Here is a 26155-nt window from a genome sequence, read left to right as displayed (position 1 = left end):
ATGCCCGCCGTCGTCGACGATGGCGGGCATGCTCGTTTCTCGCCGACTCCGGTGGTTCGCCTTCGGCTCGATATCGGCTATGACGGAACGGATTTCGCGGGCTGGGCGACACAGGCCGAACAGCGGACCGTGGCCGGGGTGCTCGACAAGGCGCTGTCGACGGTGTTCCGGGCACCGGTGGTCGTCCGTGCGGCCGGGGCCGGCCGCACCGACACGGGTGTGCACGCCACCGGTCAGGTAGCTCACGTCGACATCCCCGTCGGGGCGCTGCCCCATATCGCTCCTCGCGTGCGCGGGCGCCATATCGCTCCTCCCGTGCGCGGGCACCTGACCTATCCGCACACCGGCGGAACCGATCCCGAGTTCCTGCCGCTCGTCCGTCGTCTCGCCAGATTCCTGCCGCCCGACATCCGGGTGTTCGGAATTGCCCGCGCACCAGAGGGTTTCGATGCACGATTCTCGGCGCTGCGAAGGCACTACCGCTACCGGCTGTCCGTCGCCCCGTTCGGGGTCGCGCCCGAGCTGGCACGGTATGTCACGCCGTGGCCGCGTGAGCTCGACATCGACTCGGTCAACGCGGCCTCCCGCGAGTTGCTCGGGTTACGTGACTTCGCGGCGTTCTGCCGGTTCCGCGCCGGTGCCACCACCATTCGGGAGATGCAGCGCCTCGACTGGTCGCGCGAGGGCGACCTGATCACCGCCCACGTCACCGCCGATGCCTTCTGCTGGAACATGGTCCGGTCGCTCGTGGGTGCGCTGCTCGCCGTCGGTGAGGGCAAGCGCGGAGCCGATTGGATCGCTGGGCTGCTCGATCTGACGCAAAGGTCGAGTGACTTCGCTGCGGCGCCGGCCCGCGGCCTGACGCTGGTCGGTGTCGACTATCCCCCCGACGACCAGCTCGCCGCCCGCACCTTGGTAACCAGGGACCTGCGGGTCACCGACTAGACCGGGACAAGATTAGGACTAGATTCTGCCCGCGACGAAGTCGACGGCCTGATTGACCATGCCAGCCCGAATGTAGGCCGGGGCCAAGTGGTCTGGCCAATAGTCCTGCCAGTTTCTGGGGTTGGTCGGGTTGCAGATCGGGTCGTCGCCGTGACACAACTCGATGGTCCGGTCCTGGTAGAGCGGGCTGAAGGTGGTGATCGGCCCGACCCACTGGAATCCGTTGCCGAACAGGGCCACCGCGGCGATGTGTTGGTCGGTGCCGGACGGCAGTGGCCGACTGAATCCAAAGGCGCGGATGGGTACCGCCAGCACCACGTCGGCCACGGCGGCACCCAACGAGTAGCCGCCCACCACCAGTCGGGTGCCGGGGCATTGGGCGACCATGGCCTGAATGTGCCGGCTCATATCGTTGGCGCCTTCGTCCACCTCGGTATCGGCGGGGTAGTTCACCGCGTACAGGCCGATGTTCTTGCCGGTCTTGGCGCGCAGCGCCGAGGCGAACGCGTTGCCGATCTGACCTGCGCCCGCGGATTCCAGGCGGCCGCGGGCGAAGACCACCTCCGCGTCCGGACACGGCGCGGCAGCTGCATTCGGCGCAGCCACCGTCATGAGTGCAGTGCCAAACACCACCGCCGCCATCGCGGCGATCACCCTCGGGACCCGCATGGCACCGATGCTAACGGCAGCGCCAAGCGGCTGCCCTCTGCACCAGTCTCGCGCATCGCGGCACCGGGCCAGCGAACCTCGTCTTTACTGATATCGAGGGGCGGCCGGGTGTTGCCGGCTCCACCCGCCTCGAGCAGCCCCGCGTCGAAGGGACGCCGATGGAGATGTGTGCGACGGTGGAGCAGGCGATGGCCCGCGAGCAACCGTTCGGAGACGACGCGCACATCCTCGACGTCAGACGCGAGTACCTCCTCGGGCAACTCGAACAGCTTTCGCCCGAGCTGGCGTCGGCAGCCGGACTCCTCGACGCCATCGGGTGCGCCCCCGGTGACCATCATCGGCTGCTAGGGGAGACGACACTGCGATCGGCGATCGACCACGCGCACAAGCAGTTGACGTCCCGGGTACCTCGCGGGCCGCGGCTGCTGCCGGTGGCCGACTGCGCGGCGGTCTTCACCGCCGCCGCGCACTACGTCCGAAGCGGCGGCACCGACACCCCACTGCAGGACGGCTCGTTGGTGCCGCTGGGTCCCGACGGCTGTCAGCCGTGGATCTGGCGGGACGAACACGCGGCGGACTCGTACGGGCACGCCTTCAGGGAGCTGCTCAGCTCCCGGTACCGAATGCTGCCGACGACCCCGGCCGCCGCCACGGTCGAGTTGCTGTGGTCGGGTGCGCGACTGCTCGAAGAGCTGCTGCCGTCGTTGGCGCCCAGCGCATTACATCACGCCCGCGTCGTCGCCTGTGTGCCCGCCTCACGAGCCTCCTTCGGGTCGAGTTCACGCCCCGACCTCGGGGGGATGCTCGTCCTCAACGACAATCTCGGCAGCCCGTGGTGGGTGGCCGAACACCTGCTGCACGAATCGACTCACCTCAAGCTGTACGACCTGCTCGGCGGGGACACCCTGGCGCCATCGGAGGGCAGATACGTCGAGCGCCCCGTCGTGGTTCCCTGGAACCCATCCATGCTCGCGGGCGCCAACCGCTGGCACGCCTGGCGAGTGCTCGCGGCATTCCACGTCTACGTCCACATGGCGTTGCTGGCCGTCGTGGCCGAGCGCAGGGCACCGCAGCTGGAAGCCGACTACGGCCCGCTGTCCGGCATGCTGGAAAGCCGCCGTGCGCTGGCGCGTGCCCGCTTCCTCGGCCGCAGTCTGCGGGACCAGGCGTCGTGCTGGAACACCCTTGGCCCCGTCGCGCAGGGGCTGGCCGACTGGCTGTGCTCGCAGCTGGACACGCTGCAACCCGATCCCGCGCCCGACGGCGCCACGCTGCACCTGGCCCTCGACCTGTATCAGCGGGAGACCGGCAGGATCGAACGGATGCTGGCCGAGACCACGCCGTGCCCGCAGACCGTGCGAGACGAACTGTCCACCCTCGCCGGGCGGGACGTGGCCATCACGCGCGCCGTCCTGCTCGGCCTCGACGATCGGCATCAGCTCACGATCCTGGACGACGCCGTTGCGGGAGTTGCGGACACCGGACTGGCCGACGGCTATCCGCAGATCCGCTCGGCCGTCGAGACCTGCCTGCTGGCGGCGTCGTCCGACGGGTATCGGCTCGGTGCGTCGGGTGACCACGACGCGGCCATCGGCGAGATGGTCGATCATGCAAGCGATGCGCTCTTCGCCCTGCTGACCCGCGTCCCCGCGCCCGTCGCACGCGCCAAACGCCGGGCGGTATGCGACGGGGCCGTGCGGCTCTGTGACGACGGCGTAGGCCGACTGCTGGCTCTCCAGGCTGCCCACCTACCTTCGGGTGCACGGATTCTGGAGATCGGAACGGGTGTCGGCCTCGGGACGGCGTGGCTGGTCACGGGCCTCGGCGCGCGCACGGACGTCGGCATCGTGTCGGTGCAGGTCGACGGTGCGCCGAGCGGGGCGGCGCGCAGCGAACGGTGGCCCGCCTACGTGCGTATCGACACCGCGGACGCCGCAACGACTCTCGCGTCACATCCCGGCGTGTTCGACCTGATCGTCGCCGATGCCTCGATCGCCTCAACGCCGGAAGCCGCCCTGACCCCCGACCATGTCGGCGCGGCGGTCGGCGCGGCACGCCCCGGCGGGATGCTCATCCTGTTCTGCAGCGCGGTACGCGGCGGGGACAGCGATCACGGACACCTCGAGGCGCTGCGGCACAGCGTGATCCACCATCCCGAACTGTTGGGGGTCGAGGTCGACTCGTCGGGCAAGGTCGTGATCGCCACCAGGATGCGGTGACCGTCGGGGCGGAATCCGCTATCGGCGCGCCAGCACCTCCAGGACCGAAATCGCCACCGGGGGTGGCAGGGCGAAAACCCTGTTCACCGCGAAACCCGCACTGTCGCAAAGCCGCTCGAGTTCCGCTCGGGTGCGCTGCCGTCCGCCCGTGTTGACGAGCATGTTCAGGTCGCCGAGGTACATCGTGGGGGGCAGTGATCCGTCGACGATGTCGGGCAGTATCGGTTCGATGATGAGCAGCCGTCCGTCGTCGGGGATGACAGCGCGGATGTGGGCGAGGATCGTGCCTGCCCTGGCGTCGTCCCAGTCCTGCAGCACGCTCTTGACCATGTAGAGGTCGGCGCCTTCCGGGGCGCCCGCCAGGAAATCTCCGGCTCGGCATTCGCACCGGTCGACCACACCCGCATCGCCGAGTGTGCGATCGGCGCGGGCAAGGCCGTCAGCGGTGTCGTACAGGATGCCGCGCAGGTGCGGATGTGCCTGTAGCAGTGCGGCCAGCAGTGTGCCGTCGCCTCCGCCGATGTCGGCGACGGTGTGGAACGGCGAGACGTCGTAGCTGCTGAGCAGTTGGCGGGCGGCAGGTACGGTGCCCTGTCGCATTGCGGCGTTGAACAGTTCCGACAGTTGGGGATTCGCCGAGAGGTAGTCGAAGAAGCTTGTGCCGTAGACCGCGTCGAAGCTGGCCCGGCCGCTGCGGATCGCCGCGTCGAGCTCGTGCCATCCGGCCAACATCGCCGGGTCGCCGAACATGCACACGAACGCGTGCATCGATTCGGGATGGTCGGTGCGCAGCAGATGTCCGGTCTCCGTCAGCCGGAACCGTGCGGGCGCGGGTTCGGACAGCAGGCCGAGTGCGGCAAGTGTGCGCAGCAGCCGGGTGAGCGCCGCTTCGTCGGCGCCGATGTCCGCGGCGAGCTGCGCCCCGGTGCGCTGCGCGTCCCCGATGAGATCGGCGATTCCCAGCCGCGCGGCGGTGAAGACGACTTCGGCGGCCATGGCGCCGAAGACCAGGGCGCCGACCCGCCCGCGTGCTCCGGCGCCCGCCATCGGCCCAGGTTACTGCGCCGGCGCCGCCTCCAGGACCGAGAAGTGGAAAGGGAGGGGCAATCGGGTCACGGTCCGCAGCGTGAAACCGGTCCGCTCGCACAGGCGCTCGTAGTCGGACAGGGACCGCAGCCGCCTGCCCGCGCTCACCAACAGGTTCAGGTCGCCGAGATATACCGTGGCCTGCAGCGATCCGTCGGCGACGTCGGGGAGCACCGGCTCGATCACGAGCAGCCTGCCGTCGTCGGGAATGACGGCGCGGATGTGGCCCAGGATCGTGCCTGCCCGGTCGTCGTCCCAGCCGCGCAGCACGCTCTTGAGCACGTAGAGGTCGGCCCCTTCTGGGGCGCCCGCGAAGAAGTCACCGACCCGGATCACACACCGGCCGGCGACGCCGGCGTCGCCGAGTGCGCGATCGGCGCCGGTGAGGCCGTCGGCGGTGTCGAACAGGATGCCGCGCAGGTGCGGATGTGCCTTCAACAAAGCAGCCAGTAGCGTGCCATCGCCGCCGCCGACGTCCGCTACGGTGCGCACCGGATCGATGTCGTAGGTGCGCACCAGTTCCTGCCCGGTCAGAACCGTACCCTGCCGCATCGTTGCGGTGAACAGTTGCGACACTTCGGGATTGGCTGCCAGGTACTCGAAAAGGCTGGTGCCGTTCGCCGTGTCGTAGGTGCTCTCACCGGTCCGGACCGCGGTGCCGAGTTCACGCCACGCCCTCAGCACGGTCGGATCGCCGAAGGTGCGGACGAAGGCGTGCATGGACTCCGGGTGGTCGGACCGCAGCAATTGGCCTGTCTGCGTCAGGCGGAACTGCGCGGGTGCGGGTTCGGACATCAGGTCGAGCGCGGCCAGCGCACGCAACAGCCGGGTGAGCGCTGCTACGTCGGTGCCGGTCTCGGCGGCGAGCTGCGTCCCGTCGCGCTGTTCGTCACCGATGAGATCGGCGATCCGCAGCCGCACCGCCGTGAAAACTGCCTCGGCGGCCATGGCGCCGAACACCAGCCGCCCCAGCCGGCCCCGGGCACCCATCGGACCAGAGTAGCCAGCCTGGCGCCTCATGCCCGGGCGTGCTTCGAGAAGTCGATCCGGGAGAAATCGCGTACCGGCACGAAGCCGATGCGCGGGTACATCGCATTGACCACGGGATTGGTCAGATCGGTGAACAGCACCGCGTCCCGGGCGCCGGCCCGCAGCGCCCACTGTGCGGCCGCGCACGTGGCCGCCGAGCCGTAGCCGTGGCCGCGCCGCTCGGGCGGGGTGTAGAGGGGGCCGATCCGCGAGACACCGGCCGTGGGTCGGCGAACACCCACCATGCTCACCGGCCGGCTTTCGTCCGTCCAGATCAGGAACTGGTCGGGAGGCTCCGTCGCCGTGCGGACACGGTGCGCGGTCGGGTCGATCCTCACGCCGAGGGCGTCGGCGCGAAACCCGTGCAGCCAGTGGGCGAGCAACGGCTCGTCGCCGGGTTCGGCGGGCCGGATCGCGCCCGTGACCGTCGCCGGCGGGCGGAGTTCGCCGAGCCGGTGCAGCCGCTCCCGGGTGCCGACCGTGCCGACCTCCCCGGTGGCCGCGTGCCACTGCGCCGCGAACAGCGTCGTGATGTCCCGGGGCCCGTGCGCGCCGGTGAGATCCGGCCGGACCCGGGCGACCTTGGCAGCGACGGTCCCGACCGTGTCCTCGGGAAGGCCGCCGCACAGGAGCGGGGAGCGCAACGTCTGAAACGCGGCGCCGACAGCCGCCCCGCCGTCCCACACGGTGACGAGCAGCGCCGGATTGCTGTCGACGATCCGGCCGCGCAGAACCATCAGCTCCACCGTCGCCAGGACCGGATCGCGCCGGTACAGGTCGACAGCGACCTTGCGGAAATCCTCGACGGTGGCGTGCAGCCGCACCTCCATGACCGGCTCCCGTTTCGCTGACAGGCCTGACCGCTATCGCATTCGTCCTCGATAATGCCCCGCCGGGCCGCGTTTCTGCCCACTGTTGGTAAGTGGGGTTGCGCTGCGGAGGAACGCCATGTCCGCGCACCCTTTGCGTTCGCAATCTGTGCAGGAAAGTGGCGGGTGAAATCAAGGTCAAGATTGCGTGAAAATCCCGCGTGCATGGGGCTGGCGGAGGTACTTTCTCGCTACCTAAAGCCCACGTTGAGGGCATTTCCTGAGCGACAGGAGACTCCCATGCTGACCATGCGCGATCACGGAGTGCACGACTACGCCGAACTGAAGGACATGGACGCCACCGATGTCGGTGTGCTGACCGACGACGACCGAGATTGTCTCAACGAGCTCGGCGATTATCTGGTGGCGACAGATGCCTGGCAGCGATTTGCACTGTGGTTGCTGCACAAGCACTTTCTGCCGGAACCCGGTGAGGTGTTCGTCGAACGCGCCATCGCCTCGCCGCCGCAGACCCACACCACCCTGATCGACCGGGCGGCGTACTCCCCGACGGGATTGCAGGCCACCGCCGTGCGGTTCGACAAGGATGTCAGCGACGGCGTCGGCCTGGTCGGGATGGAGTTCGCAGGCCCCGCGGACTTCGGCCCGACGTCACCGATCGGTGGCGACGACGAGGCCGTCCTCGCCGGGGTTGCCGAGCGGCTGCGCGCCCGAGGCAAGATCGACCGTTTCGGGGTGCGCTTGATCCGCCATCAGCTCGGGATCGCCGAGGAGCAGGAGCTGATGGAGACATGCGACAAGCCTCGGCGGGCGCTGCACTGCAGGCTCATCGAAACGGTGAACCGGCCGGGCGAGAACTCTGTCGAGACAACGTGGCGGATCAAACCGGTGGCTCGGGAAACAGACGGGCAGTCCGGCCCGACGGCGACGACGTGGTGCGGCGCGATCCACTGCTACCACTCCTGCTACCACTACTGACGGCGGCGCGGGCCGGCGGCACCTGATGCGCGTTCTGCTGCTGGCGGGCCTCGGGCCGACCATCAGCGCAGCGGAGCTGCTCACCGGCTCGGTGTTCGACGCCAACGTGCGCGTTCCTCCGCAGGATGACCTGTCCAGGTTCCAGGTAAGAAGCCCCGGTGGGGACTATCCGCTCCTGAGGCCGTTCAGGGGGAGTGCCAACGGGCTCTTCGACTGTCCGCCCGGCCCGTACTGGCGGCCGATTCCCCATCTCACCACGCTGACGCTGGAGTCGATCCTGCGTCACGCCGACGTCGACTTCGTCACCAGGGCGACGGACGAGCTGTGGCGCGGGACGCTGCAGGAGCCGGACGGGCCATTCGACGCGGTCCTGCTCTCGACGACGTTCATCTGGGAGCGGCTATCGCTGGCCCGCGCCATCCGGTGGATCGAAGAGTACTTCCCTTCCGTGCGGATTATCCTCGGCGGCCAGTACAGCAATTTGAAGTACCGGCAGATTCTGGCGAAGCACCCGAGCGTCACGGCGGTGGTGCTCGGCGACGCCGAGGTGGCATTGCCCGCTCTGCTCAACGCCCTCGACAAGGGCACCGATATGTCCGCTGTGCCCAATCTGGCGCTGCGCGACGACTCGTCGGGGGCCGTACGGCAAACCGGCCTAGAGTATTCAGACCTGGAACTCGAGCCGTCGCCGACGGTGGCGGGGGATGCGCCGGTCGTTCCCTACGAGTCGATGCGCGGCTGCCCGTTCAGTTGCCGCTTCTGCTCATTTCCCGCGGCGTCGCCGAAATGGCGGTACAAATCCGCGGAGAAGATCCGCGACGATTTCACGCGTTACCGCGATCGCAACGGGACGCGCTACATCAAGGCCCTCGACTCGACGTTCACGGTGCCCCCTGCGCGGCTGCGTCGGTTGCTGCCCATGTTGGAGAGGCTCGACATCGGCTGGGAGGCCTACAGTCGTGCGAACGCCCTGACCGGTCCCGATATGGTGGCCAGGCTGGAGGCGTCGGGGTGTTCGTCACTGGCCCTTGGCTTCGAGTCGATGAGCGACCGCTCACTGTCGCTGATGAACAAGCAGGTATCGGCGACCGCCAACCGGACCGCCTTCGACCTGTTGTCCGCAAGCGGCATCGACTACCGGGTGTCCTTCATGGTCGGATACCCCGGCGAATTCCCGACCGACTTCGACTCGACCCGGCGGTTTCTGGTGGAGGAGTACGCCGGCCGCTTCACGCTCAACGTGTTCTCACTGTCCGACGAAACCATGCCGGTGTGGGCCGATGCGGAGCATGCGGGGCTGGTTGTCAGCGACCCCGACGATCCCGATGCCGAATGGAGCCACGTCGGAATGGACCGCGCCACCGCGAACACCCTGCGCCGCGAGACCCTTCGCGACGTCCGGTGGGCGAATGACGGCGCCGTGCACAACCTTTGGCAGGGTCTCTACGAGATGCCGCTGGCGCCGACGCTCAGCGCGCAAGCCAACCTGCGGATCGAGAAGCTGATCGATCGGTTGGGGATGGTATCGGTGGACTTCCCGGACGAATCAGAGGCGCGACGCCGCCGCTACGCCTGCGAACATGCGCTCGGCGCGCTCGGGGTCGACGTCGGCCCGGTGGGTCAGACCCGCCGAGCGACGAAGCCGGCCGCCTGGGCCACCAGGTCGGTTCTCTCATAGCTGGAGTGCGCGAACGGATTGCGGCCGTCAGAACAGATCGGGTCGCCGTTGGCGCACAGGTCGATCGATCTGCCCGCGTAGGAGCCGGCATTCGACACCGGGTTGCCGAACTTCCGGGCCGGGTTGCCGAACACGGCGACCGCGGCGACATTGCCCGCCACGCCTCCGGGCAGGGGCGGCGCCGACCCGTACTCGCCGACCCGGTCGCCGAGCGGCGGCACTCCGACCAGCATGTCAACGATCGCGGCGCCCTGGGAGTAGCCGCCGAGCACGAGCCGCGTCCCCGGGCATTGCTGGGCCATGGAGGCCACGCGCGCGGAGGCGTCGTATGCGCCGTCGGCGGCGGTACGGAAGTCGTAGGTCGCCGGGTAGTTGACGCCGTAGGCACTCACGGAGCGGCCGCCCAACTGCGGCCTGAGCTGGTCCACGAGCGCCTGGCCGACTCGTCCGATACCGGGAGGTTCGCTGGTCCCGCGGGCGAAGATCACCTCGACGTCGGGGCAGGCCTGAGCCCTCGCGGTGGGTGCCGGCACCAGAGCTGCTGAGGTCAGCACCGTGGCCAGTCCGGTCAGTACCGCGGTGACTGCGTGACGTTCGCGCATGGCGGTAATACTCACATATCCGCGCGAGTGGAACCGAATTCGAGCATGGGCCGTTAGAGCCGACCGGCAACGAATGCCGCTGCCTGGTCGGTGAGGCCGTTGGCGCCGTAATTGCTGTGTGCCGCGACATCGTCGCCGCTTGAGCACACCGGATCGTTCGCCGTGCACAGATCGATGGCGCGCGATCCGTACACCGGGCTGACCGTGAGCGGCAGGCCGACCTTGGCCGTGGGGTTTCCGAACACCGCGACCGCGGCGATGAAATCGGGCGCGTTGGGCGGCAGGGGATTGTCGAAACCGACTGCGGGGAACGGCACCGAGGTGACCACGTCGATGATCGCCGCGCCCTGCGAGTAGCCGCCGAGCACCAACCGGGTGTTCGGGCAGTTGGCCATCATGTACTGGATGTGGGCGCTGGCGTCGTTGGCGCCGTTGGCAGCGGCGAGGAAGTCGTGCGTGGCCGGGTAGTTGACTGCGTACACGCCGAGCGACCGGCCCCCGATCCGTCCGCGCAGCGAGTCGACGAAGGCTTGCCCGACCCGCCCGACACCGGCCGGCTGGTCGGTGCCGCGGGCGAACACGACCTCGACGTCGGGGCAGGCATCCGCGTGCGCCGATGGCGGTCCGGTGCCCGGCCCTGCGCCAACCGGGGCCAGCGCCAGCACCGAAGCGGCCGGCGCGGCAATCGCGATCCCTGCGATCCGGCGTCGCAGAGGTCCGAGATCAAGATCGATGCCCACCCGACGATGCTACCGGCTCAGCGGTCGATCGCCTCCTGGCCGGACTGCCCGCGGTCACGGCCGAGGGCAGGTCGAGAGCTCCTCGATCGGGCCGCCGTCCGGCCACATCGTCGTGGTCAGCTTCTCGGTCGTGCGGTCCGCCTCGGAGTTCTGGACGACCTCGCCCTGGCGGGCCAGCGCGAGACCGAGCAGCACCACGGCGCCGCCGACCGCCTGTGTGAACGTGATCGCCTGACCGAGCATCAGCCACGCCGTGACCACGGCGAACAGCACCTCCGACAGCCCGACCAGCGACGCAAACCGCGGGCGCAGTCTGGCGATTCCCATGATGCCCAGGGTGTAGGCGATCGCCGTGGGTATCAGCGCGAGGGCGATGACCGGCACCAACCACGATGTCGTCCACCCCGCGACGACGGCATCGTGGCTGGTGAACGTCAGCGGCATCACGTTGGTGGCACCGAGGGCACCCACCGCGACGGTGCCGACGACCAGGCCTGCGGTGGCCAGGGTGAGCGGGTTGAGACCAGTACCGTCGGCTGCGACCTTGTCGGACATCATGAAGTAGCATGCCGCGCAGACGGCAGCCGCCAGCGCCCACGCCACCCCGACGGCATTGATCTGCGCCCCGGAGAAGACGTTGAGCACGAGCATGATGCCGGCGATGGCCAAGGCGACGCCGCCAAGGGTCAGGTTGGCCGGCTTACGCCTGGTGGTCGCCCACAGCCAGCCGACGACCAGCACCGGAGCGGTGTATTCCAGCAGCAGCGCCACCCCGACGGACAGGTGGGCGACGGCGTTGTAGTAGCACAACTGGGCGCCCGCTATCGGCACCAGTCCGTAGACCACGACGGTTCGGTGGTGATGCATTGCGTCGAAGATCCAGTCAGGCTTGATGACCGTGGCGACGATGACCATCACGACGGCACCTCCTGCGAGGCGGGCGGTGACCGCGGCCGTCGGGCTCCAACCCGCCTCCATCAGCGCCTTCGCCAGGGGCCCCGACATGCCGAACGTGAAGGCCGAGCCGATCGCGAACAGCAGACCGAGCCGGAACTGGTCGACGGCGGGCGCCATCGCTTTCATGCTTAACCTCCCCGGGAGATGTAATGAGTAAAATCCGCTTTGGTCGTGACGCTAACCCGGAGAGGAGTCATGAGTCAAATGATTTTTACTCATGACACGGATCTCACATTGCGGGCCGCCTGTGTGCTGGTCAACACCGATCGGGTGGACGGCGAGCAGCTTGGCGACCACGATTCGCTGGACGCGTATCTGCGCGGTTTCGGGTGGACGGGGCGACGCGACCGCGACGAGGCGGAGCTGGAGTCCGTCCGCCGGCTGCGCGAGCGCCTCGGCAAGGTCTGGGCCACCGCCGACGACGAGGACAGGGTCGTCGGCCAGGTCAACGCGTTGCTCGCCGACACGAGGGCCGCACCATGGCTGACCCGGCATCCCGAGATGCCCGATTGGCACCTGCACCTCGCGTCCATTCACGATCCGCTGTGGCAGCGGATGGGCGCCGAGATGGCGATGGCCCTGGCTGACCTTATCCGTGCCGGGGAGCTGCGACGGCTGAAGGTCTGTGCGGCACCCGACTGTGAGGCGGTTCTCATCGATCTGTCGCGAAACCGGTCGCGGATGTTCTGCGATACGGGCAACTGCGGGAACCGTCAGCATGTGGCGGCGTATCGGGAACGTCGCTCCCGCGGGTAGTAACCCCTGGCAGGGGCTGCGCCTACGGCAGCCAATAGCCCCTGATGCGATGGAATCGGCCGCGGCCCAACAACGCGTTCGCGGCTTGTAGTCCAGACATCACCGCCGCCTCGATGCAACCGGCATTCATGCCACAGTCCGTCCAGTCCCCGGCCAGAACGAGGTTGTGGTAACCGCTTTCATCCGGCCGGAGTCGATACTTGTCCGAGCCGGGTACCGACTGCACATAGCGGTCAGAGGGATCGAGGTTCACGGACACATGCTGGGTGGCCATCGCCTCGACGCCCTTTTTGCCTCGGGCGCCGTGAACGATATGCCAGTTAAATCCCTTGTTGGTGAACGCCTTTGGTAGATAGAGCTGGAGATTGCATTCGACGTGATTGGCCGCGGCGGCGTACGTCCGATCGCGGTACCGGCTCACGTATTCATGTGATGGCTCGGTAGTGGGCCACGGCGCGTCCAGGGATCCGCAGAAGTAGGCTGCAGTCCCCGGTACCTCGCCCGGCGGCCAGTCTTCAGCCCACAGTGTCTGCGGCATAGACGCCCACGTCTCGAAAGGGTGCAGATATGCGCTGATCGTCGCGCCGGGGTAATGCCAGCCGAGGTCGGGTTCCGTTGGACGAAGCCATAGTTGGAACGCGTGGGTGGCGACGGTCCGAACCCGCCTTGACATCTCCCACCATTCGGGCCGGTCCGCCGTGAGTTCGGCGGCGACCGTCGGGATCATGCCCATCGATACCGCGAGAATGACGTGATCAAAGTCGGCGCCCAACCGCAAGGTTCTGATCTCGACATCGCGGCGTGTGCAGAAGTGCGATTCGAAATCGGTCACCAGCGAGCCGACCTGCAGCTGGTCACCCAATGGACTGGTCGGGAATACCGGCAGCCCCTTCACCAGGGTGAGTGGCTCGTATTGCTCGACACCGTCAGCCAGGTTGGCCTGGCGGCCGAGGGTAATCGTGTCGATCGCGTGCCGCCGGGAATCCAGGTGCAGAGCGTCGAGCCTGTGGAAGAACTCGAATTCGACGCCGCGTCGGCGTAGCGCCTGGTACAGCGGAGCGATCACCACGTCGCCCATGCCTGCGGTCATCTTCCAGAACAACGCGCCGCGGTACCCGAAGAGGACCTGAGCGATCAGGAAGACCATCTGGCCCGCGGCTACCGAAGGCCGGTCGGGATCACCCTGCGCGTATCCGAACATCAGGTCGTACAGCCCCCGCACCATCGCCGAGTCGAGCACGTCGGGGTGTCCCCCATGGCGCAGCACCCAGTCGCCGAACTCTTCATCGTTGATCGCCCGGAACCCTCGAGGATGGGTCACCAGGTGGTCGGCCAAAATGCCCCTTACGGCGGCGACCAGCAGCGACAGCAGTAGCCAGCCGCGCCGGTGACTGGGCTGCCTCTCATAGTCAATCCCGTTGCGCACAGCGATCATCACATCGTCCAAAAGCGCGGTGGCCGAGTCATCGGCGACATCGGGGTCTGCTGCGGCCGCGAGGGCCGCGAGTATGGCGCCGAGTGCGGTGCCGAAACCCGACGGCAACCGCGTCTGAGACCGGTTCGGGAACGTGCGCGAAATCCCGGTGGCTTGGCCGTCACGCAGCGAATCGAAATAGGCGACCAGCAATCGAAGTGCACGCTCGACGAACGACACCACTGTGAGCTCACGGCCCGAAGCGCCCGGTTCGCCGGGAAGGCCGTCGTCCCGTGGGTGGGTGCCCAACCAGCTCAGCCAATCGTCTCCGAACCGCTCGGCCAGCCCCGGGTTCTTGGCCGGGTGTAGCGCGTCACGCCAACCGGGAATAGGGCAACCCGGATCAGTTGTCGGCCTGTCGAGTTCGGCATAGCACTCGCGCAACAGCGCGAACGCATTCTCGTACGAGCCGAGCCAGATGTGCAGACCGTGTTCCTCGATACGGCCGTTATCGCCGCGGCTGGAGGCGGCCTTGCCGCCCAGTCTCCAGCCGCGTTGGTACACCGTGATCGACTCGAATCGATCACGCCATCCCGACTCGCTCAAGCGCCAGGCAGCGCTCAATCCCGCCATCCCACCTCCGAGGATCGCGACCTTTCCCCCCGGCTGCCTCACCCGAGCAGCTTCCGTGCGCGCGTCACCTCGGGCCACGCGCAGTGGGTCGGGAACAGTTCCACCGCGCCGGCGAGTACCTGGCGGTCTGACTCGGTCGCGAATCTGTCCAGCGCGGCGCGCAATTCGAACACCTGGGCGTGCTGTCGGCTGGCCAACTCCGTCGCCGCGACCAGATCGGCGTGACGTTCGCCAGCATCGTCGGTTGTTCGAGCGCGCAGCCGGTGCAACTCGGCGTCATAGAAGTGCATCCCCGTTTCATCGGCCAAGTCAAGCGCGATCTGTATACGCTCCCGGGCGCCGGTAAGCTCACCGGCTGAGGTCAGCAACCGGGCCAGCAACGCGTCGTAGAAGGTGAGCAGTGAGATCACCCCTAGCATGCGCCAGGCGTCGACGAACGCCGTGAGAGTCGCGATGTGTGGCTGCAATGTGGCCGCATCACCGTCGAACCTCGCCAATGCGAAGGCCGCGTCCGCGGTTGCGCGTTGTGCGGTGCCGGCCAGCACCCACGAGTCGAACCCATGCTGCTCACCAAGGCCGGCAAGGTGGTCGGCGACGGTGCCCGCGCGAGTGAACTGACCGGCCTCCAGCCGGATCAGAACCTCGATCTGCAACGTGTACGCATGGCTGAATGCCCCCTGCGGGAACGCCACCCGCGCACAGCGTTGACGCGCGGATTTGAGTTCGGCCTCGGCCCCTGGCAGGTCACCGTCGATACAGCACATAAGGGCGCGATGGGTGTACAGTCCCGCCGCCGGGTCGTTGGGCATGAAGAGCATGTCCGCGAGTTCGCGGGCGGCATCCTCTGTCAGATTGTGCTCGGCCTGATGCAGTTTGGTTCGCGCATAAGCAAACTCGCCGCGATACCAGGCAAGCATGCCGAGCGCGAACTCGTTGATGGGCAAAAAGCGCTGCCGCGATCCGGTCAGGCTCGCCCGAATCGAGCGGACCAGTCGTTCCGCACGCTCGAGGTCGGCGCGCATGGTGTAGTACGGATAGAGTGACATCAGTGTCGAGAACAGGTCATCATCCTGCAAATCGTTGCTGCACAACTGAAGACAATTCTCGAAGTCCTCGGCTGCGGTGACGCTCGCGACGCCTTCTGCGGCTTGCGCGAGCAGTGCCCGCCTCAGTCGAAACGCGATTTCCGTGCGATTACGGTGCGGTCCCGGCGCGGCACGCCCGGTGTTCTCGATGGCATGCGTCAGATAATTGCGGGCCTCTCCCAGAGCCCCGCGCTGCGCGGCATTGGCGGAGGTGTGACCGTAGGCCATCGCAGCCTCGCCGTACCGTTGCGCGTGCCCGCAATGGTGTGCGATCAGCGGCCAATCGGGATTTCCCTCGGCTGCCGCCGCGAGCAGGCTGTCGGCGATTCGGCTGTGCAGTTCGCGGCGCAGTGTCGGCGGTGACAGTTCGGCGGCCACTTCGCGCAGCAGGTCGTGCCTGAAGCGCCAGGTATCGGTCTCGAGTGGTTCGAGTACGCGGCTGCCTATCAACTGCGTAAGCGCGTGATCGACCTCCACCTCCTGGAGATCGACCGCCGATATCAGCAGACTGCGCTCGACACGGTTGCCTATGATGGCGGCGGCCTCGGCTACTCTCACCGAGTTCTCGCTGGAACGCAGGCGCACGAACAGAGCTTCGTACAGGGTGTCGGGGACGCCTGCCGTCGACGAAGAGTCCGAGGGTTGGTCCCTCAGTTTCGCGACGACTTCCTCGATGTAAAGGGGAACGCCATCGCAGCGGCGCCTGATCGCGTGCTTCTCAGCCTCGGTGACCGCTGGATACAGCGCCGTGATGAGACGTTCGGAATCCTCGACGCTCAGCGGAGCCAGTTCGAAGACCTCGACGGGTGCTCCCTCAGGGAGGGGTACGTTATTTCGGCTGGTCATCAATACCATCAGTTGACCCCCGGTTTCGGACGTCAGCAGCGACCCGACAACCTCGAGGGTGTCCTCGTCGAACCAGTGCAGGTCCTCCGCCAGGACCAGTGCGAGTCGATCGTGGACGCAGGCGCGCAGGTAGCGGTGCACGGCTCCGGAGATGAGATCAAATAATCTGCGTCCCTCGACTGCCACCGGCTCGTAACCGGTTCGTGGTTCGATACCGCAGATCGGTGCCAGCAACGGGATGGTGCTGGTCCGGTCCAACCCGCAGCTCTCCACCTCGCCGATGAGGCTGCGGAGCCGCTCGCTCGGTTCGGTCGCCCGGGTGATGCCACACCGGCGCTCCAGCAGTCTGCGCACCGGCCGGAGGCCGACGTCCGTGTGGAATGGCGAACCGATCAGCTGCAGTACGACCGCGTTCGAGCGTTCCGCCATCGCGACCGCCGTCCAGGCCAGCCTGCTCTTGCCGATCCCCGCGTCACCCTTGAACAACACACCGGGAGTTCGCAGCCGGCCATCGGTGGCAGCCAGCCAGCTCTGCTCCATATAGGACAGTTCACGGCTGCGGCTGACCAAGGGGCTTAGGAGCGCCGGTCGCGCATCGTGTTCCGCGGTGACGCGGAAGTGGCAGAGCGGGGCGTCGACACCCTTTACTGATGTCGGTGGCCGTGGCTCCAACTCGAAACGCCCACGCACCAGCCGCTCGACTGCCTCGGTCACCGCCACACTGCCCGGTTCCGCGATGCCGCATACGCGGGCTGCGAGGTTGGCCGCCAGGCCGTAGACATCGTCCTGCGCCGTTTCAAGGTATACCATGCCCCGGTGGATGCCGACCCGCACGTCGACTCCGAAGCCGTAACGCCGCTGCACCCGCTCGCTGAGATCTGTTACGGCGCGGGTGATGTCGAGTCCTGCTTGCACCGCTCGGCGGACGTCGTCCTCATGGGCGTGCGGGTGTCCGAACAAGGCGAGCAGACCATCGCCTTTCGTGGACATGATGTGGCCTTCGTACCGACCGACGATCCCGAGGACGTCGTCTCGGTATCGACCAACCACCGTGCGGTAAATCTCGGGCTCGGTTCGGGTCGACAGGGCGGTCGAATCGACGAGATCGGCGAACATGATGGTCAGACGGCGGATCTCACCATGGTCGATAGGGGCGGCAAGCAGATCCTCGGCGTCGGCGTTGCCCTCGTCCAGTTCCAGGACCTGTTCGGCAAGCACTTTGGCCGTCGCCCGGTCACCCTCGTTGATCGCCTGAAACGCTCGGTCGAGCAGTTCATCGATACGCGGGGGCCCTGAGGCGACACTCATTACTCAGCGGGGTCGTCTGTCTCGGGGATGGCGATCGCGATCGGGAGTTCGCGGGGTTCTTGTGCCCCGTATGTCGCCTTCACAGCTCCCTCATAGAGCCCGCTGGGCAGGCCTGCTGTATTGAGCACGATAGTGAACTGGCGCTCATCGGCACGCAGTGTGCAGGACGGCGGATCAAACGTGGCGAGCGCCTTGATATCGGCGTTATCCAACGTGCGGACCAGTCGCGTGATCGCGAGCTTGGCTTCGATGCCCTGTCGGGCCGCCTCGGCCGCGGGATCCTCCATCGGGAATGCGAATGTCCGCTTGATGATCGGGTTCGCGTACGCCCCAGGTCCGGCCACCGCGGTTTCAAGGATCTCGGCACCGCGCAACATTCCGATATTGGTGAGCCGGATGGCGGTGTCCAGCCACACCTGCCTGTCCCTGGGAGCATCGTTCAGCGCCTGCGCGGCGCTGCCGGTGGCCGACAGCGCATCGGCGAGGCCGTTGCCGACGATCGAGGCGATATTGTCGGCGACCAGGAGCACACGCCGATCCCACTGCACCTGCAATCCGACCCGCGCGAGTGACATGCCTCCTGCGAGTGCGGCACCCGCGAGGCGGGTGATCGACGTGATCGCGTCGTGTGGGCCATAGCTTCCGGGCGGATGACCGTTGACTTGGTCGAACACGTCCATCGCCAATCGCGCCGCCGCGGTTACGCTTCCCTTCGCAGCGTCGGCGTAGCGCGCCGCGATGACGTCCGGTGGGTCCGGGGGGTCGGGTTCATTTGCCATCAGTTAACTCCGTCAGCGGACGGTTTGACGTTCTTCTCGGCAGTGCTCCACGCGTCCATGATCTGATCCTTGAGCTTTGCGCCGATATCCTCCGCGACCGCCTCGACATCGGCTCTTTCGAAGCCGTCGATCCATCTCTTGCCTGCGTTGCCCGCGACCGCGGCCATCCGGTCGATCAGCGCGTTGACCAAGTCGCGGGTGTCCTCGACGGTGTCCTTGAAGTTCGGCGGGAACTCAACGGCGTCCGGCATCGCTCATCCTTGTTCGTATGGGTCGTTCTCGGAAGAGGGGTGGAACGGCTTGAGGACACCGGGTTCCTTGCCGCCATGAGCTTCGAACTCGATCAACTTGCGAGCTGTACCCGCGAGCATCTCCTTGCCGGCATCAGCCCACCCCATCAGGCATGCGAGCGCCGCTGTTGCGCACGGGCTGAGCCCGTTGACGTGCTCCTGTTTGCTCGTTCGTATCCGCACACCCATTTTCGACGGATCGCGGGTGTCGTTTTCGGGCGTTATCCACAGGTAGCCGTTGTCGACTTCGACGTACCCGGGGTCGCTGCGGTCCGGATCGATGTCGTAGTTCAGGAAGATGCTGCCGTCGGACTGCCGCACCTTGTAGAAGATGAGGTCGGTGATGAGCCGATACTCATCACATTCCGCACCGACCTCTTCCCGCACGCGACTCCATTTGTCAGGGTTCCGATTGGGAGTGTTCTGAATCATGCGGCAGAAGAACTTGCTGCACTTGTCCCAGTTCATCGGTTCGACCACGCGTTCGATCTGGGTGACGCTGAGGTCCTCGGCGGTCGAGTTCGTAACCACCGTGCTGCAATACTGTCCGTTTATCTGTTGCAGCGTGCCAAAGCAGGGGCTGGAATTCGCGGCGAACGCCGCACTGACCTGTTCGCGTGTGAGCCGCGTCCACTCTTCTCTGGTGTTGACATTGTCAAGTTCGCCGAGAATGAAGGAGGTGATACTGCTCGCGCCGTTGTCGGGACGCGGATATGACGCCACCCCGACATCGAGCACACGGACGAGCTGGTCCCGCAGTTCGTCGCTCAATAGAGACCGACTCCCCAACATGCGGTCGAGTTTGAGCAGGAGGAATGAGCCGTATCCGGCCCGTGCCAGCGCGGGGTCAGCCAGAGAGTCGTAGGACAGCAGTTGTTCGAAACCGGCCCCGCGCTTGCCTTTCTGATCTGGTTCCGTCTGCTGTGGTTCACTGCGCCCTGATTCTTCGGATGCGCTCGAAGGCGGCTCAGCCGGGGGTGGAACCTGTATCAGTTCCTCGGTCGCCGCGGCGAGGTCAGGAAACCGCATCCGTCCCTGCGCGTCGGGATTGCGAATGCCCTCGCGATTGAAAAAACTCTCCAACTCGCTGAACCAGCCCGCCTCGCCGAAGCCGGTGGAGTTGGGAAGCATCGCCTCCACGGCAGGCAAGACCGAGTTCGGTAGCAGACCTTTTCTAGCCTCGACAACGAGTTTGTCGATCTCGCCGTAGACGGCGATCTGACTGTGCAGTATCGACATTGTCCACGACCCCCTGTCAAGGGCTTAGCATACCGTTGTGGCGGGGAATTACCGGGATAACGGCGAGGTTCGTCCCTTGACGGAGGGTGGTCGCGGGGCAGACGGTGCGATATCGGACGTTCCGTGGGCTTTGTTGTTTGATCCGGCGGTTAATGTGCGCGCGCTCGGCGAGATTCAGGCGCGTGGATTCCGGGCCGCCGCCGACCTCGTCGATCGGTTCGTCCGGGTCGCAGAACCCAGTGCTCGCAGCGGCCGGCGGAATACCACCGGGCCCGAGCTGGGCGATCCTGCGAGTGAAACTTTAAGCAGCACAATGAATCCCGACATCAACCGGCTTGTCGAGTCCTGGAGGACGATCGCAAGCCAACTCGCGGACTCGTTGCGGGGGGGTGGACCGCCAGAACCGAGAGCGATGTTCGACCTGGCCGGCGGCCGCTCCGGGAGCAGCGTCACTATCAAAGCGACGCAGCCCGGTCCGGTCTCCACCGAGGTCTGGTTGCAAAACGAGGGACCGACGGACCTGAGCGCCATCGTGATTCGCTGCAGCGACCTGTTGTCCCATGACGGCGACGTGATCGACTCGGGGCGGATCGCGCTGGATCCCCAGACCGTGCCGATGCCGCCGCGTTGCAGCCGGGGGATCTGCGTGCGCATCGAGGTAGATGAACACGTCGCGGACGGCGTGTACCGCGGCACGTTGCTGATCGGAGGCCATCTGGACAATTGGCTGCCGGTGGTGCTCACCGTGGCACTGTCGGCGAAATGACGGGTGCCACCGACCGTTCGGTACATATCGCCCGGGTCGAGGACCGGCTGCGGGAGATCGGTAAGCTCGTCCGCAACTCGATGCTCGATGCGATGCCCGATGGCGAACCGCATCAATGGCTGTACGGTCCGATGCGCGAGTACCCGTCGCGATCTGGCAAGGCACTGCGCCCTGCCCTGTGCTTGTCGGCGGGCCATGCATTCGGCGCCGAGCCTGATTCGCTGCTGGGGGTCGCGGTCGCTATCGAACTGCTTCACAATGCCTTCCTCATCCATGACGACATCGTTGACGGTAGTGAGATGCGCAGGGGCAGGCCCACACTTGCGGCGAGCCACGGTCTGGGCGTTGCGCTGAACGCCGGTGACGGCGTCGCAATGCTGGCCGGCCAAGTGCTACGCAAAGCTACCCGACAGATGGACCGGCGATTGGCGGACGTGGTTTGGGCCGAATTCGACACGATGGCCCTGCGAACACTCGAAGGTCAGGCCACCGAGATCGGTTGGCAGAGAGACGACGTCGACGGCCTAGGTCCCGAGGACTATCTCGAGCTCATCATGCACAAGACGTGCTGGTACACCACCATTCACCCACTGCGGGTAGGCGCGATCATCGGATCGGGTGGCGCTGTGGCACTGGAGCCTATGGTGCGCTTCGGATTTCACATCGGTGCTGCCTTCCAGATCCGCGATGACCTGCTCAACCTGATAGGGGACGAACGCACTTATGGCAAAGAGATCCTCGGAGACCTGTACGAGGGCAAGCGGACACTTCCGTTGATGCATCTGCTCGACGCATCCCGGGGTGAGAACCGCGCAATGGTGCGGGACTATCTGCGCCGCACCCGCGTCGAGCGAACCGAGGAGATGGTGCGTCAGGTTCGTACCCTGATGGACGACCTTGGAAGCATCGACTTCACCCGCAAGTACGCCGAGGGTATCCTGCTGGTCGCCGAGGCGTACTTCGAACAGGCCTTCGCCGACGCCCGGCCTTGTGCCGATCTGGACTTTCTCCGGTCGCTGGTGCCCTATGTGTGGGCTCGCTGCCGCTGACATCGGTGGCCGGCGCAGTCGGCAACCAATCGAGCACGTCAGTGCTCGATTGGTGACGATCACCCTTCCGCCGCGCCATTAGGGTCGAGGGTTGGGGGCTCGATGGGACGAAAACCGACAACGCGGCTGGAACTCAGCGGATACCGATTCCTGGTGCGACGGATGGAGCACGCGCTGGTGCGCGGCGACATCCGGATGCTCGACGATCCGCTGCGCGGCCAGTCGCTCTCACTGATCGCCGGGGCCGGCGTCGCGGCGATCATCGTGGCGGTGTGCGCGGTGCTGGCATTCCTTCGCCCGCTCGGCGCGCTCGATGCCGCGCCGATCGTGATGGACCGGGACTCCGGGGCGCTGTATGTCCGGATCGGCGACACGTGGCATCCGGTATCCAACCTGGCCTCCGCTCGGCTGATCGTCGGCTCGCCCGACGTGCCCCGTGCGGTGCACGCCGGTGCGATCACCGCCGCCAAGAGGGGACCGCAGGTGGGGATCGCCGGGGCGCCCGCAACGATCGGCGAACCGCTCTCATCCGATGAAATCAGTTGGGCCATCTGCGATTCTGCATCAACGACAACGTTGATCGTGGGCCGCACGAATCCGCAGAATGCGACGGCGGGGCCGGATTCGGATGGGAACGTCCTGGTGACGGACGGGTCGGCGACCTACCTGATCTACGACGGCTGGCGGGCCAGGGTCGACCTGCGGGACGCGACGGTCGTGCGCGTGCTGGGGTTGGAGGGTGTTGTCCCACGACCGGTTTCACCCGCGCTACTGCAATCGGTGCCGGAGGCGCCGCCGATTGCGGTACCGCGAGTCGCCGCCGCGGGGTCTCCCGGGCTGGCGGGCTTCACCGTCGGAACCGTCGTGCGGCTGGAGCGAGCCCACGCGACCGAGTACTACGTCGTGTTGGCCGGTGCCGTGCAACGCATCGGTGAGGTGGCCGCCGATCTGATCCGATTCACCGTCGCGCAGCCCGCAGGTGACATCCGCACCGTCGCCGCGGATACGATCGCCGTGGCGCACACCGCGGAAACGCTGCCCGTCGGCACATTTCCTCGGCGGACAGGCGTCGTCGACGGCCGGGTGCTGTGTGCCGGATGGGCACCGCATGGCGGCAGTGGCAGGACGAATACGTCGATCACGGTGGGTGATTCGCTTCCGGTCGACGGGTCGGCAGCCGTGGTCGAACTGGTTCAGGCCGATGGCGACGGCCCCGCCGTCGATGCGTTCGCCATGCCCGCGGGCCGTAGCGCCTATGTCCGCTCGGCCGGTGTCACCGGCGACGGAGGTGTGGGCGGATCGTTGTTCATGCTCACCGACTTCGGTGTGCTATTCGGCGTTCGGGATGCTGACACCGCCGCCCATCTCGGGCTGTCCGGGCAGCCGCGACCGGCGCCATGGCCGATGCTGGCCCGGCTGCCGCGCGGTCCCGAACTCAGCAAGGCGGCGGCCTCAGTCTTGCGGGACGGCACGCCGGCCTGACCGCCGCGCGAGTGCGCTCAACGCCGACACCGTCGCCACCGCGATACATACGGCGGCACCAGCGAATGCGACTCGACGCGGCCGCGAGTCCGTCTGCGCCGGCGGTGGTGCGGCGGCGAATTCGGGTGGCTGGGGGTGGTCGGCGGCCTGCCCGCCCACGCCCCCACCGCTCACCGCGGCGAGCGCGTCGACCACCCCACTTCCGACGAGTGGATTCCAGCCACCCGGTGGGTGATGTGCGGTGTCCTCGATCAGCCGCATGACCTGCCGCGCGGACAGCTGCGGCCAGCGCGACCTGATCAGAGCGGCGATCCCGCTCACCACCGGGGCCGCATAGCTGGTGCCGGCTATCGGCGCAGCGCCGTCCTCGGCGGGAAGTGCGTCGATGAGCCCATCGCCAGCGGGGTCAAGGGATACCACGTGTTCGCCGGGCGCGGCGACATCGACCCAGGGCCCCGCCAGGCTGAATCGTGATGGCGCACCGCCGGAATCGACGGAGCTGACCGTGAGCACGTAGTCGTCGTACCAGGCTGGACTCGCGACGACCCGGACGTCATCCCAGGCCGGCCTGTCGCGGTCGGTGGGGTTCTGATCGCCGCACTGTCCCGGCCCGCCGGTATTGCCCGCGGCGGCCACGACGACCACGTTCTTGACGTCGACCGCATAGGACAGCGCTGCACCGAGCGCCCGGTCGTCGAACGCCTCGGCCACCGGCACGCACGCCACCGATGACACGTTGATCACCGCGGCACCGAGATCGGTGGCCGTACGAATGGCCATCGCGAGCGTCTCCACATCACCGTATCCCGATCCGGAGAGTTGGTCGGTGGCCCGGAACTTGTTGCTGGACTGGCGAATGCTGAGGATCGACGCCTCCGGTGCGATGCCGGTGAAGGCCCCGCCCGCAGCGGAGTCGGCCGATGCTGCGATGAGCCCGGCGATGAGGGTGCCGTGGCCGTCGCAGTCGTCGGTGCCCTCTCCGGTGGAGACGTAGTCGCCGCCGGGGATCAATCGGGGAAGCATCGGGTGCGGGCTGACGCCGGTGTCGACGACGGCCACGGTTTGTCCCGCTCCGCGGGCGAGCCGCCAAACTGTCGGCAGGTCGAGTGCAGCGAACTGGTCGCCACCGCGGGTGACGGCGCGGTCATGCAGGGCGGTGAAACACGGGCCCGTCAACTCGGTGGGGCCCGGCGGGGCGGGTGGGGCGGGTTTGGGCAGCACAGCGGGGTCGACCGGCGGAGGTGACACCGCCAGCGCCGCAGGTGCATTGGCGACCGCGAGTGTGCACAGCACCGCGATTCCCGCCGTGTGATTGCGGGTCACGGCAGGGTCCAGCCACGGGCAAGGGAGTACAGCCCGGCCACCAAACAGGCCAGCGGCACCACCGCTGCCAGAACTACGTACTCCAGCAGGTCGGCCGCGCGGCGCGAGATCGGGCTGGCCATTGTATGTACCGCTGACGAACGCACCCCAGCTCCCGCGCCGGCGACGACGGCGCCGGCCCAATACGCGTGAGCGGGCGCTGCGGCCACGACGAGTACGAATGTCGCTGTCAATGAACATATCCCGCTCATCGCCAGCGAGATCCAACAGAATCCGCAGGCGTGGGAACGGGCGCGTAGCAGCAGCGCGACACCGAGAACCGCTGTCAGCGCGGCCCCGCCGCGCCACGCCGGGCCCGACACGCATCCCCACGTCACCAGCGCCGCGCCGAGCGCCGCAGCGCTGGCCGATCCGACCACCACGCCGGTGAGGACCCTGTGGCCCCTGTCCGCCAACCGGGCGTTCTCCGCGTCGGTGTCGTTCCCGAGTGCCGCGTCGTCGTCGGTCGGCGGCGCCGGTGACAGACCGCTCACCGCCACCGATATCCTGGCCGCCAATCCCAGCACAACCAGCGCGACCGTGGTCAGCACCGCGCCGATCGCTTGTACGGGCAGCGGTGACACGACCGCGGGCGCCAGCCCGGCCGCTACGATCGACGAGGCCACCGTAAGGGCCGTCAAATATGTTGTGCCGCAACCGGTGATGCGCAGCAGCAGCGTGGCGACCGTCGCCGCGACCGCCGCCGCGAGCAGGCAGTTGGCTGCCGAGGGGCCGGCGGGAACGGCGATGAACCCGCTCACCGCCGCGAACAGCACCGTGATCACGGCGATCGTCACGCACGCCGGTCCGCCTGCCCGTTGGCATGTCCCTTGCCGATGTCTGACGATGGCGAATCCCGCCGCGACGGCGCAGATCGCAGCTGCGGTGACCAGGTGTCCGGAGGCAGGTGTTCCCGCCGTGGACACCAATGCGAAAGCGCTTGCCAGCGCCGCCCACGCGCTCACCGCATCCCCGAGGTGATGCCGGCGCCCACGGCTGGGGACGGTTTCCGCGACCACCTCGGTCAGGCAGCGATTGTCGGCAGCGGCGTGCGGCGGCTGGACAGCCGACAGCAGGAGCCGGTTCCCGTCGTGAACATCGTTTTCCGCCAACGTCATCGATTCATCGAGTGTCGTTCCCTCGATCCGGGAGAGCCGCCACCGGACGGGGCTGGTGGTGCTGCCCGCGAGGAGGTCGACGATCGACGGAAGCAGCATCGCGAGCGGCAATGCGGCCGGAAGCGCGAGATCGGTCGTGGTCGGCCCGTCGGCGCCCTCGGTGTGGATGGAGACCCGGCACAGGGATATCGGCTTGGATATCGGCTTGGATATCGGCCGGGAAACCGGCTTGGAAATCGGCATGACGTCACCCCCGTGAAACCCCGATCGCCAATACCGTAACCGGCCGCCGCGG

Annotated in this window: 22 protein-coding genes; 8 read left to right on the top strand and 14 right to left on the bottom strand. The window is 67.2% G+C overall.

The annotated features are described in order from the left end of the window. Window positions 1–945, top strand: a complete 945-nt coding sequence (truA, locus tag ADBZ6K_RS20190) for a tRNA pseudouridine(38-40) synthase TruA (RefSeq protein ID WP_526349958.1) — start codon at window positions 1–3, stop codon at window positions 943–945. Window positions 946–963: 18 nt separating this feature from the next. On the opposite strand, the gene ADBZ6K_RS20185 is transcribed toward truA, so the two are convergent. After that, a complete protein-coding gene (locus tag ADBZ6K_RS20185; RefSeq protein WP_526350052.1) occupies window positions 964–1587 on the bottom strand; it encodes a cutinase family protein in 624 nt (207 codons plus the stop codon). 185 nt (window positions 1588–1772) lie between these two features. Here ADBZ6K_RS20185 and ADBZ6K_RS20180 point away from each other — a divergent pair, with 185 nt between their 5' ends. Next, complete coding sequence (locus ADBZ6K_RS20180; protein ID WP_526349956.1) at window positions 1773–3833, top strand: hypothetical protein; 2061 nt, start codon at window positions 1773–1775, stop codon at window positions 3831–3833. Between the two features lie 18 nt (window positions 3834–3851). Here the strand turns inward: ADBZ6K_RS20180 and ADBZ6K_RS20175 are convergent, their stop codons facing one another. From ADBZ6K_RS20175 to ADBZ6K_RS20165, 3 genes are read right to left on the bottom strand one after another with little or no spacing between them, the layout of a single operon-like run. Next, complete coding sequence (locus ADBZ6K_RS20175; protein ID WP_526349954.1) at window positions 3852–4880, bottom strand: methyltransferase; 1029 nt, start codon at window positions 4878–4880, stop codon at window positions 3852–3854. Between the two features lie 9 nt (window positions 4881–4889). Beyond that, the gene (locus ADBZ6K_RS20170) at window positions 4890–5909 is read right to left on the bottom strand and encodes a methyltransferase (protein WP_526349952.1); all 1020 of its coding nucleotides are present in this window, start codon (window positions 5907–5909) and stop codon (window positions 4890–4892) included. A 26-nt stretch (window positions 5910–5935) separates the two neighbouring features. Continuing rightward, window positions 5936–6778, bottom strand: a complete 843-nt coding sequence (locus ADBZ6K_RS20165; RefSeq protein ID WP_526349950.1) for a GNAT family N-acetyltransferase — start codon at window positions 6776–6778, stop codon at window positions 5936–5938. A 279-nt stretch (window positions 6779–7057) separates the two neighbouring features. Between ADBZ6K_RS20165 and ADBZ6K_RS20160 the strand changes: the two genes are divergently transcribed. Then, entirely contained in the window at window positions 7058–7756 is a 699-nt protein-coding gene (locus ADBZ6K_RS20160; RefSeq protein WP_526349948.1) for a hypothetical protein, read from the top strand. A 25-nt stretch (window positions 7757–7781) separates the two neighbouring features. Continuing rightward, a complete protein-coding gene (locus ADBZ6K_RS20155) occupies window positions 7782–9434 on the top strand; it encodes a B12-binding domain-containing radical SAM protein (protein ID WP_526349946.1) in 1653 nt (550 codons plus the stop codon). Here ADBZ6K_RS20155 and ADBZ6K_RS20150 read toward each other — a convergent pair. The 3 genes from ADBZ6K_RS20150 to ADBZ6K_RS20140 are packed head-to-tail and all read right to left on the bottom strand — an operon-like array spanning window position 9377 to window position 11859. Next, window positions 9377–10036, bottom strand: a complete 660-nt coding sequence (locus ADBZ6K_RS20150) for a cutinase family protein (protein ID WP_526349944.1) — start codon at window positions 10034–10036, stop codon at window positions 9377–9379. The genes ADBZ6K_RS20155 and ADBZ6K_RS20150 overlap by 58 nt on opposite strands. A 53-nt stretch (window positions 10037–10089) precedes the next feature. Beyond that, a complete protein-coding gene (locus tag ADBZ6K_RS20145) occupies window positions 10090–10770 on the bottom strand; it encodes a cutinase family protein (RefSeq protein ID WP_526350050.1) in 681 nt (226 codons plus the stop codon). A gap of 60 nt (window positions 10771–10830) precedes the next feature. Further along, entirely contained in the window at window positions 10831–11859 is a 1029-nt protein-coding gene (locus ADBZ6K_RS20140; protein ID WP_526349942.1) for an EamA family transporter, read from the bottom strand. A 78-nt stretch (window positions 11860–11937) separates the two neighbouring features. On the opposite strand from ADBZ6K_RS20140, the gene ADBZ6K_RS20135 reads away from it, so the two are divergent. After that, window positions 11938–12489: a CGNR zinc finger domain-containing protein gene (locus ADBZ6K_RS20135; RefSeq protein WP_526349940.1), complete on the top strand. Its 552-nt coding sequence runs from the start codon at window positions 11938–11940 to the stop codon at window positions 12487–12489. A 22-nt stretch (window positions 12490–12511) separates the two neighbouring features. Here the strand turns inward: ADBZ6K_RS20135 and ADBZ6K_RS20130 are convergent, their stop codons facing one another. The 5 genes from ADBZ6K_RS20130 to ADBZ6K_RS20110 form a co-directional block, all read right to left on the bottom strand. Then, complete coding sequence (locus ADBZ6K_RS20130; RefSeq protein ID WP_526349938.1) at window positions 12512–14578, bottom strand: FAD-dependent oxidoreductase; 2067 nt, start codon at window positions 14576–14578, stop codon at window positions 12512–12514. Then, entirely contained in the window at window positions 14575–17583 is a 3009-nt protein-coding gene (locus ADBZ6K_RS20125) for an ATP-binding protein (RefSeq protein ID WP_526350048.1), read from the bottom strand. Before ADBZ6K_RS20125 ends, ADBZ6K_RS20130 begins: the two co-directional genes overlap by 4 nt. Window positions 17584–17774: 191 nt before the next feature. Continuing rightward, entirely contained in the window at window positions 17775–18554 is a 780-nt protein-coding gene (locus ADBZ6K_RS20120; protein ID WP_526349936.1) for a hypothetical protein, read from the bottom strand. Continuing rightward, window positions 18554–18805 (bottom strand): hypothetical protein, encoded by a 252-nt coding sequence (locus ADBZ6K_RS20115; RefSeq protein WP_526349934.1) that lies wholly within the window; start codon window positions 18803–18805, stop codon window positions 18554–18556. Before ADBZ6K_RS20115 ends, ADBZ6K_RS20120 begins: the two co-directional genes overlap by 1 nt. 3 nt (window positions 18806–18808) lie before the next feature. Beyond that, on the bottom strand, window positions 18809–20083 hold the full coding sequence (locus tag ADBZ6K_RS20110) for a hypothetical protein (protein ID WP_526349932.1): 1275 nt from the start codon (window positions 20081–20083) through the stop codon (window positions 18809–18811). 37 nt (window positions 20084–20120) lie between these two features. Between ADBZ6K_RS20110 and ADBZ6K_RS20105 the strand changes: the two genes are divergently transcribed. From ADBZ6K_RS20105 to eccB, 3 genes are all read left to right on the top strand, one after another. Continuing rightward, on the top strand, window positions 20121–20849 hold the full coding sequence (locus ADBZ6K_RS20105; RefSeq protein WP_526349930.1) for a hypothetical protein: 729 nt from the start codon (window positions 20121–20123) through the stop codon (window positions 20847–20849). Then, window positions 20846–21898, top strand: coding sequence for a polyprenyl synthetase family protein (locus ADBZ6K_RS20100; protein ID WP_526349928.1), 1053 nt, complete (start codon window positions 20846–20848; stop codon window positions 21896–21898). Before ADBZ6K_RS20105 ends, ADBZ6K_RS20100 begins: the two co-directional genes overlap by 4 nt. A 102-nt stretch (window positions 21899–22000) precedes the next feature. Further along, window positions 22001–23380, top strand: coding sequence for a type VII secretion protein EccB (gene eccB / locus ADBZ6K_RS20095; RefSeq protein ID WP_526349926.1), 1380 nt, complete (start codon window positions 22001–22003; stop codon window positions 23378–23380). Here eccB and mycP read toward each other — a convergent pair. Both mycP and eccD read right to left on the bottom strand, forming a co-directional pair. Then, the gene (gene mycP / locus ADBZ6K_RS20090; RefSeq protein WP_526349924.1) at window positions 23351–24703 is read right to left on the bottom strand and encodes a type VII secretion-associated serine protease mycosin; all 1353 of its coding nucleotides are present in this window, start codon (window positions 24701–24703) and stop codon (window positions 23351–23353) included. The two genes, eccB and mycP, sit on opposite strands and share 30 nt — an antisense overlap. Then, complete coding sequence (gene eccD, locus ADBZ6K_RS20085) at window positions 24700–26103, bottom strand: type VII secretion integral membrane protein EccD (protein ID WP_526349922.1); 1404 nt, start codon at window positions 26101–26103, stop codon at window positions 24700–24702. The genes mycP and eccD overlap by 4 nt, the downstream gene beginning before the upstream one ends. Between the last annotated feature and the right edge of the window lie 52 nt (window positions 26104–26155).

Source organism: Mycobacterium sp., from assembly GCF_044223235.1.
Taxonomy (GTDB): domain Bacteria; phylum Actinomycetota; class Actinomycetes; order Mycobacteriales; family Mycobacteriaceae; genus Mycobacterium.
The sequence above is the reverse complement of the archived record's forward strand: the minus strand, read 5'-3'. Positions and strand labels throughout refer to the sequence as shown.

What these genes read in the sequence shown, in the direction of transcription:
- truA (WP_526349958.1), top strand. Translation starts at nt 1, where the DNA reads ATGCCCGCCGTCGTCGACGATGGCGGGCATGCTCGTTTCTCGCCGACT.
- ADBZ6K_RS20185 (WP_526350052.1), bottom strand. Translation starts at nt 1,587, where the DNA reads ATGGCGGCGGTGGTGTTTGGCACTGCACTCATGACGGTGGCTGCGCCG.
- ADBZ6K_RS20180 (WP_526349956.1), top strand. Translation starts at nt 1,773, where the DNA reads ATGGAGATGTGTGCGACGGTGGAGCAGGCGATGGCCCGCGAGCAACCG.
- ADBZ6K_RS20175 (WP_526349954.1), bottom strand. Translation starts at nt 4,880, where the DNA reads ATGGCGGGCGCCGGAGCACGCGGGCGGGTCGGCGCCCTGGTCTTCGGC.
- ADBZ6K_RS20170 (WP_526349952.1), bottom strand. Translation starts at nt 5,909, where the DNA reads ATGGGTGCCCGGGGCCGGCTGGGGCGGCTGGTGTTCGGCGCCATGGCC.
- ADBZ6K_RS20165 (WP_526349950.1), bottom strand. Translation starts at nt 6,778, where the DNA reads ATGGAGGTGCGGCTGCACGCCACCGTCGAGGATTTCCGCAAGGTCGCT.
- ADBZ6K_RS20160 (WP_526349948.1), top strand. Translation starts at nt 7,058, where the DNA reads ATGCTGACCATGCGCGATCACGGAGTGCACGACTACGCCGAACTGAAG.
- ADBZ6K_RS20155 (WP_526349946.1), top strand. Translation starts at nt 7,782, where the DNA reads ATGCGCGTTCTGCTGCTGGCGGGCCTCGGGCCGACCATCAGCGCAGCG.
- ADBZ6K_RS20150 (WP_526349944.1), bottom strand. Translation starts at nt 10,036, where the DNA reads ATGCGCGAACGTCACGCAGTCACCGCGGTACTGACCGGACTGGCCACG.
- ADBZ6K_RS20140 (WP_526349942.1), bottom strand. Translation starts at nt 11,859, where the DNA reads ATGAAAGCGATGGCGCCCGCCGTCGACCAGTTCCGGCTCGGTCTGCTG.
- ADBZ6K_RS20135 (WP_526349940.1), top strand. Translation starts at nt 11,938, where the DNA reads ATGATTTTTACTCATGACACGGATCTCACATTGCGGGCCGCCTGTGTG.
- ADBZ6K_RS20125 (WP_526350048.1), bottom strand. Translation starts at nt 17,583, where the DNA reads ATGTTCGCCGATCTCGTCGATTCGACCGCCCTGTCGACCCGAACCGAG.
- ADBZ6K_RS20120 (WP_526349936.1), bottom strand. Translation starts at nt 18,554, where the DNA reads ATGGCAAATGAACCCGACCCCCCGGACCCACCGGACGTCATCGCGGCG.
- ADBZ6K_RS20115 (WP_526349934.1), bottom strand. Translation starts at nt 18,805, where the DNA reads ATGCCGGACGCCGTTGAGTTCCCGCCGAACTTCAAGGACACCGTCGAG.
- ADBZ6K_RS20110 (WP_526349932.1), bottom strand. Translation starts at nt 20,083, where the DNA reads ATGTCGATACTGCACAGTCAGATCGCCGTCTACGGCGAGATCGACAAA.
- ADBZ6K_RS20100 (WP_526349928.1), top strand. Translation starts at nt 20,846, where the DNA reads ATGACGGGTGCCACCGACCGTTCGGTACATATCGCCCGGGTCGAGGAC.
- eccB (WP_526349926.1), top strand. Translation starts at nt 22,001, where the DNA reads ATGGGACGAAAACCGACAACGCGGCTGGAACTCAGCGGATACCGATTC.
- eccD (WP_526349922.1), bottom strand. Translation starts at nt 26,103, where the DNA reads ATGCCGATTTCCAAGCCGGTTTCCCGGCCGATATCCAAGCCGATATCC.